Genomic DNA, 14,349 nt, shown 5'->3' with positions numbered 1-14,349 from the left:
CCAGCATCGCCCGGGCCAGCCGCCGCGCCAACCACCGCCCACACGATCTCATCACAGCCGTGACCAGCAGTAACGGGACAATGCAATGACCCTGGGGCTCATCCGCCGGGAACTGGTGCGGCACGCACGGGCCGGCGGCCTCGACGAGGTGGCCGTGTTCAACTTCGTCCTGGCGGTCAACGAGATCACCACGAACGCCGTCCGGCACGGCGGCGGCCGCGGCCGGATCCAGCTCTGGCGTGAAGGCTCCGCGCTGTGGTGCCAGGTGAAGGACGAGGGACCCGGCATCACGTCGGAGCGACTGGACGAGACGCTGCGCCGCAAGGCCGGGCACATCGGCGGGCACGGCATCTGGCTGGCGCGTCAGATCTGCGCGGGGCTCCATATCGAGACCACTGCCGGCAAGGGCACACGGGTGCTGATCACCTGCGAATTGCCGCCCGGCAAGCAATAACACTCCGCGCACGTAACATGACTGCATGGCATAGATGCAGGTCACATCGACGGATGTTACTACGAGGTAACAGGAATGTCACTGTGTTTCTTTCCTGTGACCCTTGACTTACTGTTCGGTAACCGGAGCGCTCCGGCCCCCATCCCCCCGCGGACCGGAGGCCACCCCGATGAGCAGACGTACCACCCTTCTCGCCTGCCTCGTCTCCACGACCCTGCTGACCCTCGTCACCGCGGCCCCTGCGGCGGCCGCCTCCTCATCCCCCTCGGAGTGGGACTACGTCGCCCTGGGCGACTCCTACTCCTCCGGCGTCGGCACCTCCGGGCAGAGTGGACTCTGCCTGCGCAGCCCCAACGGCTACCCCGGCCTGTGGGACACCGCCAACGACCCCAAGTCGTACCGCTCGGTCGCGTGCGGCGGCGCCACCACCGACACCCTGCGGGCGAGTCAGCTCTCGGCGCTCTCCACGAGCACCGACCTCGTGTCGCTCACCATCGGCGGTAACGACGCCGGGTTCGCCCCGGCCGTCATCACCTGCACGCTGGTCAGCGACGGCGCCTGTGCGGCCACCGTCGACGCCGCGATCAAGGTGGTCTCCCAGCAGATCCCGGCCAAGCTCGACGCGACGTACCGCGACATCCAGCGCAAGGCCCCGAACGCGCGGATCGTCGTGCTCGGCTACCCCATCCTGTTCGACGAGACCGCCCCGAGCTGCGGCTTCGCCGGCATGAGCATCCCCAAGCGCAAGTCGCTCAACAAGGGCGCGGCCGAGCTCAACCGGGTCATCGCCGAGCGGGTCCGGGCGGCGGGCGCGACCTGGTCCGATGTCAGCGACGAGTTCGCCGGCCACGGCATCTGCGGATCGAGCCCGTGGCTGAACGGCCTCACCGTGATCCCGCCGACGGACTCGTTCCACCCCAACGGCAACGGCTACCGGTACGGCTACCTGCCCGCGCTGGAATCGGCACTGCGCTGACGGTGCCGGCGTGCCGTCCGGCACGCCGGCCCGCGGCGGCCCGGCGGACTCCCCAACCGCCGACTCGCGACGGCCCGGCGGGCTCCCCCACCCGCCGGGCCGTCACTGCGACCAGCGGTACCGGTGCTCGGGGCGGCCGGTGGCGCCGTAGCGCAGCCGCATCTCCGCCGCCCCGTCGCGGGCCAGCGCCGCCAGGTAGCGCTGGGCGGTGGCCCGCGAGATCCCCAGCTCGTCGGCGACCTCGGCGGCGGTCCGCGGCGTACCGGCGGCCCGCAGCGCCTCGCTCACCAGGCGCAGCGTCACGGCGGACTGCCCCTTGGGCGCGGCCGGCCGGTCGCCGTCGTGCAGGATCCGCCAGCACCGGTCGATCTCGTCCTGGCTGAGCGTACGGTCCCCGGACAGCACCGAGCGGTAGTGCCGGTACGCCACCAGCCGGTCCGCGAGCTGCTCGGCGGTGAACGGCTTGACCAGGAAGTTGAGGGCCCCGCGGGCGTACGCCGTGCGCACCGTGGCGGCGTCGCAGGCGGCGGTGAGCATGATGGCGTCGACGCTCAGCTCGCCCAGCAGGTCCAGCCCCGACTCGTCGGGCAGGAACGTGTCGAGCAGCACGAGATCGACACCGCCGCCGGCGAGCACCGAACGCGCCTCGGCGGCCGTCCGCGCGGCGCCCGCCACGGTGAAGCCGTCGACCCGCTGCGTGAAGCCGACGTGCACCTTCGCGACGCGGAAGTCGTCCTCCACCACCAGCACGCGGATCACGGCACACCCACCGGCGCCGGATGCAGCGCTCCGGGCAGCCGAGCCTCCAGCACGGCGCCGTGGCCCTCGCCCGCCGCGCACGCCAGCCGGACGTCGCCACCCAACCGGCGAGCCGCCTGCCGGGCCAATGCGAGACCCAGCCCACGGCCGTCGCCGTCGCGAGTGGACACCCCGGCGGTGAAGATGCGGTCGCCCAGCTCCGCCGGGACGCCGTCACCGGAGTCGACGACCGAGATGTGCAGCGTGCCGCCGTCCTCCAGCAGGGCCAGGTCCACCCACGCCGGGCGGCGCGCGCCCATCCGGGCCGCCTCCAGCGCGTTGTCGACCAGGATGCCGAGCACCGTGGTGACCTCGACCGGCGCGGTCACCCGGGCGCCGACCCAGCTCGTGTCGGCCAGCGCGAGCCGGACGTCCTTCTCCGCGGCCTCGGCGGTCTTCGCGGCCACGAAGGCCTGCAGGTACGGGTCGTCCACGGCCGCGTCCGCCAGCGGCAGGACGTCGGACACGGCGTGCAGGAACTCCAGCGCCTCGCTGCGGTGGCCGTTCTGCAGCAGGCCGTTGAGCACGTGCAGGCGGTTGGCGAACTCGTGGCGCTGGGCCCGCAGGGCGGTGCTGAGCGTACGGACCGAGTCGAGCTCGCGGGTGACGTTCTCGAGGTCCGTACGGTCCCGCAGGGTCAACACGCCACCGAGGTCGCGGCCGTCGCGGCGTACCTCGCGGTAGTTGGCCACGAGCACGCGGTCGCCGGCGACGGTGATGAGGTTGTCCGCGGACTCATGGTCCGCGAGCGCCGAGCGCAGGGCCGGCGGCAGGCTCAGCGCGGCGAGCGGGTCGCCGGGGACGGGCCGTACGCCGAGCAGCCGAGCAGCCTCGTCGTTGCAGACGGACACCCGCCCGCCGGTGTCGACGGCCAGCACACCCTCGCTGATGCCGTGCAGCACCGCCTCGCGCTCCTGCACCAGCTCCGCCAGCTCGTGCGGCTCCAGGCCCAGCGTCAGCCGCTTGAGCCGGCGGGTGAGCAGGGCGGAGCCGCCGAGCCCGAGCAGCAGCGCGCAGCCCGCCAGCACCGCCGCGAGGCCGAGCTGCTGCAGCACGTACCCCCGGATCTGGTCGGCTTTGAACCCCACACTGACCTCGCCGACGATCCTGCCGTCCGGGTCCTGCAGCGGGGTCTTGCCGCGGGCCGACAGGCCCAGCGTGCCGCGCTCGACGTTGATGGTGTCGTGCCCGCGCAGCACCTCCGACGGGTCCGTGCTGACCGGCTCGTGCAGCCGCCGGGGGTCGGGATGGGCGAGGCGGATGCCCTCGCGGTTGGTGATGACGACGAAGAGCGCGCCGCTGGCCGAGCGTGCCGCCTCGGCCCTGGCCGGCAGGGCGTGGCCGGGATCGTCGGCCGCGGCGGCCTCGGCGATCGCCGGGTCCGCCGCCAGCGTGTGCGCGACGGCGAGGGCGCGCCGGCCGTACTGCTCGGTCAGCTCCCTGTCGAAGAGCCAGCCGACGAGGCCGAAGCCGAGCCCCACCACCACGACGAGCACGGCGGCCTGCAGCGCCAGCGCCTGCCGCGCGAAGGGCACCGGCCGCCGGGTACGCGGGCGAGACATGGCGGGAGCGTACCGCCGGACCGGCGCCGGAACACCCCTGAGCAGAACGCGCAATACGCGGCTAACGCGGGTTGAGCCGAGAACGCCGACAAGGGTTCGCAGTCCGCCCCGGGCTCCCTACGGTCGGCGCTACGAAACATCCGCGTAACTTGACGGGAGCGCCGCATGAGCGTGATCGCCCTGCGCAACGCCACCAAACGATTCCCCGGTACGGGCGGGCGCCCGCACACCGCCGTCCGCGACCTCACCTTCACCGTCGCCGCCGGCGAGTTCGTCGCCGTCGTCGGGCCCACCGGCTGCGGCAAGTCCACCACGCTGTCGCTGATCTCCGGGCTCGAACCGCCGTCCTCCGGCGAGGTCGACGTCGACGGCGAGCCGGTCCGCGGCATCCCGCCCGGCGTCGGCTACATGTTCCAGTCCGACGCGGTGCTGCCCTGGCGCTCGGTCGTCGACAACGTCGCCGCCGGCCCGCGCTACCGCGGCATGGCGAAGGGCGAGGCCCGTGCCAAGGCGATGGTCTGGGTCGAGCGGGTCGGCCTGGTGGCGTTCGCGACCTACTACCCGCACCAGCTCTCCGGCGGCATGCGCAAGCGGGTGGCGCTGGCGCAGACGCTGGTCAACGAGCCACGGATCATGCTCATGGACGAGCCGTTCAGCGCGCTCGACGTGCAGACCCGGGCGCTGATGCAGGACGAGCTGCTGCGGCTGTGGCAGGGCACCGGCGCTGCCGTCGTCTTCGTGACCCACGACCTCGAGGAGGCGATCGCGCTGGCCGACCGGGTGGTGGTGATGACCTCCAGCCCGGCCACGGTCAAGGCCGTCTTCGACGTGCCGCTGCCCCGGCCCCGCGACGTCGAGGAGATCCGGCTGACGCCGGCGTTCGTCGACACGTACCGGGAGATCTGGGAGAGCCTGCGCGACGAGGTCGCCCGCGCCCGGATGGAGGCGATGAGCCGTGCAAGCTGACACGCTCGCCCCGCCGCGGGACACCGAGCCCGAAGCGGCGCCCCGGCGGCGCCGGAAGGGCAAGCTCTGGGGCGTACGCCTCGCGGTCGTCGTCGTGTGGCTCGCCAGCTGGGAGCTGGCGGCGACGCACTGGATCGACCCGTTCTTCTACTCGAAACCGTCGGCGATCTGGGACCGGCTGGTCGACTGGTGCACCGTCGGCACCGCGTTCGGCTCGGTCTGGACGCAGATCTCGACCACGTTGCAGGAGGCCGTGCTGGGCTTCCTCATCGGCGCGATCGCGGGCGTGGTGCTGGGCATCCTCCTCGGCCGGGCCCGCTTCGCGGCCGAGGTGGCCGCCCCGTTCATCAAGGCGGCGAACGCGGTGCCGCGCATCGTGCTCGCCTCCTTGTTCGTCATCTGGTTCGGGCTGGGCCTCACCTCGAAGGTCGCGACCGCGGTCGTGCTGGTCTTCTTCGCGGTCTTCTTCAACGCCTTCCAGGGCGCCCGCGAGGTCGACCGCGACCTGGTCAACAACGCCCGGATCCTGGGCGCCTCGCGGACCCAGGTGCTCACCTCGATCGTCGTGCCGAGCGCGACCTCGTGGATCTTCGCCTCGCTGCACGCCGCCTTCGGCTTCGCGCTCATCGGCGCCGTCGTGGGCGAGTACGCCGGCGCCGACAAGGGCCTCGGCCTGCTCATCTCCAACGCCCAGGGCACGTTCGACGCGGCCGGCATCTACGCCGCGATGATCATCACCACGGTCCTGGCCCTGTCCGCCGAGTGGCTGCTGACGCTGCTCGAGAACCGCCTCTTGCGCTGGCGGCCGCCGGCGCTGCACGAAGGAGCCGACAATGCGTAAAGTCCTGGCCGTGCTCGGCTGCGCCGGGCTGCTGCTCGCCGGATGCCGTGGCACCGCGCCCGGCGAGGCGTCCGCCGGCGGCGCGCAGCCGCAGCTCACCATCATGGTGGGTGGCATCGACAAGGTCATCTATCTGCCCGCCAAGCTCACCGAGCAGCTCGGCGGATTCCGCGCCGAGGGACTCGACGTCAAGCTGCTGACCGAGCCGTCCGGCGCGACGGCCGAGAACGTCCTGATCGCCGGGGACGTGCAGGGCGTGGTGGGCTTCTACGACCACACCATCGACCTGCAGACCAAAGGCAAGTGCATCGAGAGCGTGGTGCAGTTCGCCGACGTGCCCGGCGAGGTCGAGATCGTCGCGGCGGGCAAGGCCGGTCGGATCCGGGGGCCGGCCGACTTCAAGGGGCGCAAGCTCGGCGTCACCAGCCCCGGATCGTCCACCGACTTCCTCACCCAGTACCTGGCGACCAAGGGCGGCCTGCGCAGCGGCGACTACACGACCGTCAAGGCGGGTGCGGGCCAGACCTTCATCGCCGCGCTCGACAACGGCGGCATCGACGCCGGCATGACCACCGACCCCACCGCCGCCCAGCTGGTCAGCACCGGCAAGGGCAAGATCCTGCTGGACATGCGTACGGAGCAGGGCACCCGCGCCGCCCTCGGCGGCCTATACCCGGCCAGCTCGCTCTACATGGACTGCGGCTGGGTGCAGGGGCACCCCGAGACGGTGCAGAAACTCGCGAACGCCTTCGTGAAGACGCTGCGCTGGATCGACGGCCACAGCCCCGAGGAGATCGCGGCGAAGATGCCCCCCGAGTACGCCGCCGGCAACCCGCAGCTGTACGTCCGGGCGATCCACGACAGCATCGGCATGTTCAACGGCGACGGCCTGATGAAGCCCGACGGCGCGAAGAACGTGCTGGAGGTGCTCAGCCAGTTCTCCCCGAACGTCAAGGGCAAGAAGGACCAGGTGGACCTGAGCAAGACCTACACCACCGCGTACGCGTCGAAAGTGGCTGGTTGATATCGAGACATATTGATGGAATGCTGGCCCGGGAGCGCTCCCATACATCGCCGGACGGGAGAATCGACCGATGGAATGGAACCGCACCCGGGCCAGGTGGGCGGCGGGGCTCGTCGTGGCGGCGACGGCCGGCACGGTCGCGCTGGTCACCACGACCGGCTCGGACGCGCACCGGGCGGACCTGCCGGCGCAGATCACCGACCGGATGCGGACGACACTCGAACAGTCGGACCCGGGACAGCACAACCACGCCGGGCACCAGGCCACCACTGCCCAGGACAAGCCGGCGGTCATCTGCGGTGTCAGGGTCTACGGCTACGAGCCGGCCGGGGTGAGCACGCTCGCCGACGTGCGTACGGTCTACGGCTTCCACCTCTGCGGGGTCGCCGAGCAGGGCCGGCCGTGGGACGTGGCGGTCAAGCTGGCCGGCCCGGTCATCCTCGACCTGTCCACCGAGCCGCCGGGCATCCGGGTCGTCGAGGCCACCGCCGGCACGTCGTACGCCGACCGGCTGCGCCAGATGTTCCCGCCGAAGTACGTCGAGCTCGCGCAGAAGGAGGCCCTCTCCGACCGCGAGATGGCCGGCCTGCGCAGCCGATACGACGCCGCGGCCGGTCTCTGACCCCCGCCGACACGCCCGCATCGGCCGTTCGGGGTACCGCGTGGCTGGGAGAAGTCTGAGAACATCTCCGCCATGATCCGCCTCTACTCGCTCTTCATGCTCCTCGACCTGGCGCTGCTGGTGGTCGCCCTCATCGACTGCCTCTCCGCCGAGGAGTACGCGATCCGCGCCCTGCCCCGGATCGCGTGGGTCTTCATCATCCTTTTGTTCTCCCCGATCGGCGCGATCGCCTGGTTCGTGGCGGGCCGACCGCCGCGAGCCGTCCGGATGAGCAACGGCGAGATGTGGCGCCCGGGCAGTGGCTTCCCCGAGGCCGAGCGCCCGCGCAAGGGTCCGGTCGCCCCGGACGACGACCCGGAGTTCCTGCGCAACCTCGCTCGAAGCCTCAAGGAGGACGAGTCGATGATGAAGCGCTGGGAGGCGGACCTGCGCCGGCGCGAGGACGAGCTGCGCAAGCGCGATGAGCAGCAGTGAAGCATTCGAGATGAATCATGTGCATGGCAGGGGCATCGACAAGGCTGGAGGCCCGGACCGTCCGGCGGCGTTCTCGTGGTGCAGGACGCCGCCGGACGAAGAGAGTCAGTAGGGATCGCCGGTCCAGGGATCCAGACCGGCGCGCAGCCGGCGCATGTACTCCGTGTGCGTGAGGAAGGCCGCCTGCTTGCGCCCGAACAGGTAGATGTCTCCCAGCGGGCACGCCGGGAAGTCGCCCTCCAGGTGGCGGACGAGGAACTCGACCATGCCGCAGTCGTAACGCCGCCAGGTGTCGTCGCCGCGGTTGTAGACGAGCACCGGCCAGCGCTCGGGATCCGGGTCCGTGGCGTCCCAGCACAGGTTGTCGGCGCTGCTGTCCGTCCCCCAGTAGATGAGCCGCGGTGCCGTGCCCTCGAGGTTGTGCTCCCTACGCGCCTCGCGCCACTGGGCCTGGACGGTCGCCGTGCCGGCGCGCATGTCGCTGGGCTTGCCCTCGGACGGCTCCGCCCACGGCTCGGGCTTACCGATCACCAGATAATCCTGGATGTATCCCGGACCGTAGATCTCGATGAACCGCCGATAGGCGGCGGGGAAAGGCGTCCCCCAGGATTCGGCCATCCGGTCCCAGTCGACGGTGGTGTCGCTCTCCGTCGGTGGCGGCATGTATCCCAGCAGCGTCTGCAGCTCCGCGGGTTCAGTCATCACGTCTCCTCGAATCGGCCGTCAAGACGTGCCGCCGGTCGGCACTGGTTGGCCGGTGTTGGGATCGTTGAAGGTCCCGAGGTTAGTCCCGTTGTAGGTGTTGGGCACGATCGTGTCGATGTTGATGCCGGGTGTGCCGTCGGGGTTGGTGCCGTACGCGGTCATGTGGAAGCCGGTCGGCACGGTGCGATTGCCCGAGTAGATCGGCGTGACCGTGTAGTGCACCTCCTGCCCGGCGTCGACTGCTGCGCGTACCTGATTCTCGATGCTCTTCATGCCCGGGTCGTTGGCCTGCCGAGAGCAGGTGGCCAGATTCTTGAGGTCGGTTCCCGAACCGCCCAGCTGCTTGCCGAGGAGATGGCAGTTGTTGACGTCGGCCGGCGGCGTGCCGCCCAAGAAGGCGACGGTTCGGCCGGCCCAGTTGTACCCCGGGGGCCGCACGGTCGTGCTGGTCTCCGTTCCGCCCTTGATGTTCTCCGAGGTCAGGCAGGCCTCGACGCCGGTGGCCCGGTTGCCGTTCGCCGCGTCGGTCTCACCGTGCCTGACCCACGGGCCACCGCAGCCCTTCTTCTCGTCGGTGTCCGTGGCCGGGCCCGGCGGGCGGGGCGTGGGATCCGGCTTGCGCTCCGGTTCGGCCTCGTCCTCGGCCGCGTCGTCGCGGGCCTCGCTGACCTCCTCGGCGACCTTCTCGACGACCGCCGCGACGGCCAGGACCACGACCACCGCGACGACGACCACGGCCACGACTTCGAGCACCGCCACCGCCGCCGCGGCCGCGAGCAGCAGGGCGAAGTGGCCGTCGATCTCCACGTTGCTGACCGGGTTGCCACCGGTGAAGGCGTACCGGTTGCCGGTGAACGGGTCGGTGGCCAGGCTCATGTCGGCGAGCGCGCCGTTGTAGAGGTCCCGGGTGACGAAGCGGTTGATGCCCGGGTCGTAGTCGCGGAAGCCCATGTCGTAAGTGCCCGAGTCGGGGTCCCAGCGCTTGGCGTTGAAGCGGTACGAGTTGTACTGCTCCTTCGTCGGGTCACCGGGGTCGGGCTTGTCGATGCCGGTGAACTCCGTCCGGTCGTCGTTGCCGTAGGCGGTGTAGCCGTACGTGGCCTTGGTGTCGCCTGCACCGTCGGTGACGGTCTCGACGTCGGTGTGGCTGTTGTAGCCGTAGAAACCGTCCTCCGTCGTCCCGTCGGTGTTGTGCTTGATCTGCGAAAGGCGCTGGCCCCAGGGGCTGTACTGGTAGGACTTGGCGAGCTCGCCGTCCACCTCCTCGCTCAGCACCTCCTGCGAGAGTCCGAGGTACGAGAAGTCGGTGGTCTCCCCGTCGGCCGTCTTCGAGACGGTGCGGTCCAGCGGGTCGAAGGCGAAGGTCGTCTTCTTCATGGACCCGTCCGCGTCGCGGTCCTCGGACTCGACCACCCGGTCGAAGCCGTCGTAGACGTTGCGCGATACCACCTGGCCGCCGCGGGACACGGATTCCTGCCGGCCGAACGGGTCGAAGGTGAAGGCGGAGGTTGCGCCGCCCGTGGTCGAGGACTGCAGCCGGTTGCGGTCGTACCGGAAGGTCGTCGACACGCCACCGACGGTCTGGCTGATGACGTTGGCGTTGTCGTCGTGGACGTAGGTCTCGGTGGCGGCGCCGTTGCCGGTCTTGGCCGACCGGGCGATGCGGTCCACCGGGTCGTAGGTGAACTCCGTGGTGGAGTCGAGGTACGCCGTGTGGTCGTCCGCGTTCATCTTGCGGGCCTCGTCGCGTGCCTTGTTGCCGTTGGCGTCGTACCCGTACACGTGCGACGCGACCAGCGTGCCGTCGGCCTTCTTCTCTGTGGAGTCGCGCACCGTGCGATCCGCGAAGTAGGTGGTGTCGACGGTGTTGCCGTTGTCCTTGGTCTCCCGCGCCACCTGACCGAGATCCGTGTAGGTGTACGACGTGACCTTCGGCGCGGGATCGTCCGGTGAGGAGCCCACCGAGACGGTGGCGATGAGTTCTCGCAGATCGTAGGTGTACCGCGAGAACTGCTCCGGGTGCGTGATCGTCTCCGCCTGGCTGTTGGCGTCGTACGTGTAGGAGGTCGCCTTCTTCGCTTCGCCCTTGAACGACTCGGTGACCGACCTGACCTGGTCCAGCTCGGTGTACGCGAGCGTGTACGCGTCGGCCTTCGCCCCGGACGACAGGTCGTCGATCGAGGCCAGGTTGCCGTTGAGGTCGTAGCCGTACCGGAAGTCGTGCTTCTCGGTGTCCGCCTCGCCGGACGTGTCGCGGACCAGCTTGACGCCGTCGGCCACGACGACTCCGCCGGCGTTCTGGGCCAGCTCCAGCTTCGCGACATCGCCCTGGGAGAACTCGTAGGCGCCCAGGTTGACCCACGTGCCCGCGCCGCCGGTCTGGTCCACCGTGCGTTCGGTGGTCCCGCCGGCGTGGGTGATGGTGTATTTCGCGTCTGTGGCGGCGCCGGAGACCTGCGGGAACTTCACATAGGCCGTGTACGTGCCGTCGCGCGGGATGGTGAGGGTCCAGGTGAACGTGTCCTCGCCCGCGCCCGCCGCGTGCACCCGGTGGTCGAAGCCCTGCTGTCCGGCCGCGCTGGCCGTCAGCCACTCGCCCGTGGCGGTCACGTGCTGGGCGTCGGAGTTGTCAGCCATCGGCACCGCGCTGCCGACCGGCACGCCGTCGTCGGTCTTCGCCTTCAGCTTGCCGTTCGGGTAGTACGACCAGCCCATGGTGCGCCCGGTCGACCCGCCGGCCGACGTCAGCGTCCGCGCGGTCTGCTGGCCGATCTCGTTGTAGTCGTAGGTGGTGACGATGTCCCACGGGTCGGTCGACGACTTGGTCCACCCGTTGTCGAAGTACGTGTACGTCGTGTCGCTGCGCTGCGTCTGCCCCTCCGACGGGGGCAGTGACGTCCGGCTGATCCGGCCGGCCTCGTCGTAGCCCGTCTCCGTGTACACGTCCGCGTGGTTGTAGCGTCCGTCTGCCGGGTCGTACGGCTGGAACTGCTTGACCGGGCGGTTCAGCGCGTCGTACTCGGTGCGGGCCGCGAAGTCGTCGGGGTCCGTGGTCTGCGTGCCGCGCGGGCTGATGACCCGGACGGCGTTGCCGACCTGGTCGTACTCGGTGCGGGTGATGCTGTAGACGATCTGGGTGCCGGTGCCCGTGCGGGGAACCATCGTCTCGACCGGCTTGGCCCGCTCGTCGAAGGCGTAGAGGGTCTCGTTGCCGGCGGTGTCGCGCGTGGAGACGGTCAGGGAGTCGGCGTCGTACCCGCGGGTGCTGGTGTTGCCGAGCGCGTCGGTGGATCCGATCAGCCGGTGGTTCAAGTCGTACGTGTACTTCGCCGAGAAGTCGTCCTTGTCCGGCGTCGCGTTCTTCTTCGGGTCGGTGACCAGGATCGCGTTGCCCACGTCGTCGTACCGGTAGGAGATCGTGCCGCCGAGCGGGTTCACCACGGACGTCAGTTGATAGATCTCGTCGTAGTGGTTGGTCGTGGTGTAGTCGCCGGGGTCCGCCGACGCGACACCTTTGGGTTCGGTGCTCGTCCTGACGTGTCCCGTCCTGTCGTACGTGTACCGCGTGACCCGCTCCGGTGCGGTCGCCGAGTCGCGTGGCGCGGTCGCCTCCACGATCTGGTCGAGGACGTCGTACACCGCGGTGGACACCGCCCCGTTGGGTGCGGTCGCCCGGGTGACGTTGTCGTTCGCGTCGTACACCGGCGCCGGCGTCGTGATCATGTCACCCGCGGCCTGGTCCTTCGGCTCGGTGAAGGCCAACGGCCGGCCATAGGTGTCGTACGCCTGGGTGGTCTTCTTGCCGAGCGCGTCGGTCGCCGTGGTGACCTGGCCGCGCTCGTCGTAGAGGTACCTCGACGAGTGGTTCAGCGCGTCGGTGATCCGCTCCGGATAGCCGGTGGGGCCGAAGTCGGCGTTGACCGTCGCGTTGCCGTTCGCGTCGGTCGCCTTGGTGAGCTGTCCGTACTCGTCGTACTCGTAGCGGCTGGTGTAGTCGCCGGTCGCCGGGGAGGCCACTCCCTTCGGGTCGGTGACCGCGGTCAGGTTGCCCCGCGCGTCGTACGCGAAGGTCCACGTGCGGCCGCCGGGTGAGGTCTTGCGGACGAGGTCGGCGGAGAAACCGTTCGGACGGATGCGGTACTCGTACTGCCGCGCCTTGGCCGGGTACTGGCCTGCTGCGCACAGCGTCTGCGGCGGGACGCCGTTGCGGTTCTGCTCCGCGTCGCGTTCCCACAGCGGGTAGCCGGTCAGCGGGTCGTGGCAGTACGCCGTCTGCGCGCCGTTCGCCTCCCGCAGCAACGTGACGTTGTTGTCGGCGTCCCAGGCCATGACGGATTGCTGGTTCTTGGCGTTGACAGTGCGCATGGGGCGGTCGAAGTCGTCGGTCACGTGCTTGGCGGTGTGCTTCTCCGCGTCGGTGACCGCGGTCTCGACGTAGTTCGTGCCGGCCTTGAACGCCGTGTAGCCGAACGTGGTGGTGCCATGGGCACGGTCGATGATCGAGCGGGTCCAGTCCTCGAACCGGTCGTCGGAGTGGTCGTCCACGTAGGACAGGCTCGTGCTGTTGCCGCGGGGGTCGGTGACTTTGACCAGCCGGCCGTCGTCGTCATCGTCGTCGTAGCCGAACCGGAACACCTTGGGCTGCGCCGTCCCGGCACCGTCGGTCAGCTTGGTGAGCAGCGCCTCATGGGAGTAGTCGAAGGTGATCCGCCGGCCGGAGACGTCGGTGATCGACTTGACGTGGTTCTCGACGTCGTCGTCCGCGGTGCTGCGCTCGTCGTAGTACTCGACGCTCAGCGTCCGCCGCCCTGCCGGGTCGGTGATCGCGGTCAGGAACTTCGTCTTCCCGGACGTGCGGTGCTCGTACGTGAAGGTCTGGGTGTTGCCGTTCTTGTCGGCGGCGGATCTGAGGTAGCCGGCGCAGTCGAACCGGAAGCCGGTGCCGTCCGGACGGGTCATGGTCCAGGCGTCCGCCGTGTCCGGCTTGTGCTCGTCGCAGTCCAGGCCCGGCTTGGAGGTCAGGCGGTAGTGCACCCCGGCGGGCGCCCGGTACGAGCCGTCGGCCTGCCTGCGGAACAGGTGCGTGGTGCCGTCGCCGTCGGTGAGCTCGACCTCCTTCGGGTGCGAGCCGTCCTCGAGGTCCAGCGGTTCGCCGAGCCGGACGGGCCCGGACAGCTGGAACGACCAGCCGTGCCCGGCCCCCGTGTCAGACCTGTCCTGCGAGTTGTAGGAGAACCGCGCGAACGTGGTCAGACCCCGGCCGGGATTCGTGAAGGCGTTGTAGGTCCAGACGCTGTTGCCGGTCCCGGTGTTGTTCATCAGGGTCGACCCGGCGCCGGTGTTGTTGCCCGCGAACGAGAAGAACTTCTCCAGGCCCAGAGGGCCGGAGGTCGGCTTCTCGATCGTCACGGTGCGGGTCAGGGCGGGAACGCCGTCGCTCTGCGACAGCCACTTCCCGGTCTTCTTGTCGAAGACCTCCCACGCCAGCAGGAAGGCTCCGGTCTCGTCCTCATCGTCGGGCGTGGCCACGCGGGCTTCGAACGTCGCCGACTCGCCCGGCGCCAGATCGCGGGGCAGTGCCGTACGGATCTCGTCGTCGCCGTCGACATGCTTGCCGTCCACACGCGACCACCGGTAGGTGAGCACCTTGTCCTTGGCTCGCCAGGTGGCGGCGGTGGAATTGGTCAGCAGAAATTCCACCGGGTGGGTCGACTCAGGAGTCATGCGCGCCGGCGTTCGCGGCGCGTAATAGGTGGCGTTCTCGGCGGCGCGCGGAGCGCCCGTGACGGCCGACAGAGCCTGCCGGGCGGCGGCGACCTGTTCCTGCACGACTTTCGCCGGCACCAGGTCCACCGGACCGGAGCGCAGGGGCGCCGCCGGAACCGGCGCCCGTCGTGCTGCGCCGGCACGAGCCGGATCCACGAGTG

The 14,349-nt window shown here is 70.1% G+C and carries 11 protein-coding genes; 7 read left to right on the top strand and 4 right to left on the bottom strand.

The genetic code is table 11. The features are described 5' to 3' along the window. Nucleotides 1–85 precede the first annotated feature (85 nt). The gene (locus AB0K03_RS40485) at nt 86–454 is read left to right on the top strand and encodes an ATP-binding protein (protein ID WP_364697283.1); all 369 of its coding nucleotides are present in this window, start codon (nt 86–88) and stop codon (nt 452–454) included. Between the two features lie 169 nt (nt 455–623). Then, a complete protein-coding gene (locus AB0K03_RS40480) occupies nt 624–1,430 on the top strand; it encodes an SGNH/GDSL hydrolase family protein (RefSeq protein ID WP_364697280.1) in 807 nt (268 codons plus the stop codon). A gap of 102 nt (nt 1,431–1,532) precedes the next feature. Here the strand turns inward: AB0K03_RS40480 and AB0K03_RS40475 are convergent, their stop codons facing one another. Together AB0K03_RS40475 and AB0K03_RS40470 are read right to left on the bottom strand one after the other, a co-directional pair. Further along, complete coding sequence (locus AB0K03_RS40475) at nt 1,533–2,189, bottom strand: response regulator (protein ID WP_364697277.1); 657 nt, start codon at nt 2,187–2,189, stop codon at nt 1,533–1,535. Then, the gene (locus tag AB0K03_RS40470) at nt 2,186–3,790 is read right to left on the bottom strand and encodes an ATP-binding protein (protein WP_364697274.1); all 1,605 of its coding nucleotides are present in this window, start codon (nt 3,788–3,790) and stop codon (nt 2,186–2,188) included. Before AB0K03_RS40470 ends, AB0K03_RS40475 begins: the two co-directional genes overlap by 4 nt. A gap of 165 nt (nt 3,791–3,955) precedes the next feature. On the opposite strand from AB0K03_RS40470, the gene AB0K03_RS40465 reads away from it, so the two are divergent. From AB0K03_RS40465 to AB0K03_RS40445, 5 genes are all read left to right on the top strand, one after another. Continuing rightward, entirely contained in the window at nt 3,956–4,756 is an 801-nt protein-coding gene (locus AB0K03_RS40465) for an ABC transporter ATP-binding protein (RefSeq protein WP_364697271.1), read from the top strand. Next, a complete protein-coding gene (locus AB0K03_RS40460; protein ID WP_364697268.1) occupies nt 4,746–5,597 on the top strand; it encodes an ABC transporter permease in 852 nt (283 codons plus the stop codon). Before AB0K03_RS40465 ends, AB0K03_RS40460 begins: the two co-directional genes overlap by 11 nt. Beyond that, entirely contained in the window at nt 5,590–6,621 is a 1,032-nt protein-coding gene (locus tag AB0K03_RS40455) for an ABC transporter substrate-binding protein (RefSeq protein WP_364697265.1), read from the top strand. The genes AB0K03_RS40460 and AB0K03_RS40455 overlap by 8 nt, the downstream gene beginning before the upstream one ends. A gap of 70 nt (nt 6,622–6,691) precedes the next feature. Beyond that, on the top strand, nt 6,692–7,243 hold the full coding sequence (locus AB0K03_RS40450) for a hypothetical protein (protein ID WP_364697262.1): 552 nt from the start codon (nt 6,692–6,694) through the stop codon (nt 7,241–7,243). Nucleotides 7,244–7,315: 72 nt separating this feature from the next. Then, nucleotides 7,316–7,717 (top strand): PLD nuclease N-terminal domain-containing protein, encoded by a 402-nt coding sequence (locus tag AB0K03_RS40445; RefSeq protein ID WP_364697259.1) that lies wholly within the window; start codon nt 7,316–7,318, stop codon nt 7,715–7,717. Nucleotides 7,718–7,822: 105 nt separating this feature from the next. Here the strand turns inward: AB0K03_RS40445 and AB0K03_RS40440 are convergent, their stop codons facing one another. Both AB0K03_RS40440 and AB0K03_RS40435 read right to left on the bottom strand, forming a co-directional pair. Then, nucleotides 7,823–8,419 carry a hypothetical protein gene (locus AB0K03_RS40440; protein ID WP_364697257.1) on the bottom strand — a complete coding sequence of 199 codons (597 nt, stop codon included), beginning with the start codon at nt 8,417–8,419 and terminating at the stop codon, nt 7,823–7,825. Between the two features lie 21 nt (nt 8,420–8,440). Further along, nucleotides 8,441–14,344 carry a DNA/RNA non-specific endonuclease gene (locus AB0K03_RS40435; RefSeq protein WP_364697254.1) on the bottom strand — a complete coding sequence of 1,968 codons (5,904 nt, stop codon included), beginning with the start codon at nt 14,342–14,344 and terminating at the stop codon, nt 8,441–8,443. Nucleotides 14,345–14,349 lie beyond the last annotated feature (5 nt).

The organism is Actinoplanes sp. NPDC049316 (assembly GCF_040677315.1).
Classification (GTDB): domain Bacteria; phylum Actinomycetota; class Actinomycetes; order Mycobacteriales; family Micromonosporaceae; genus Actinoplanes.
This window is presented reverse-complemented; position numbering and strand designations above follow the sequence as displayed.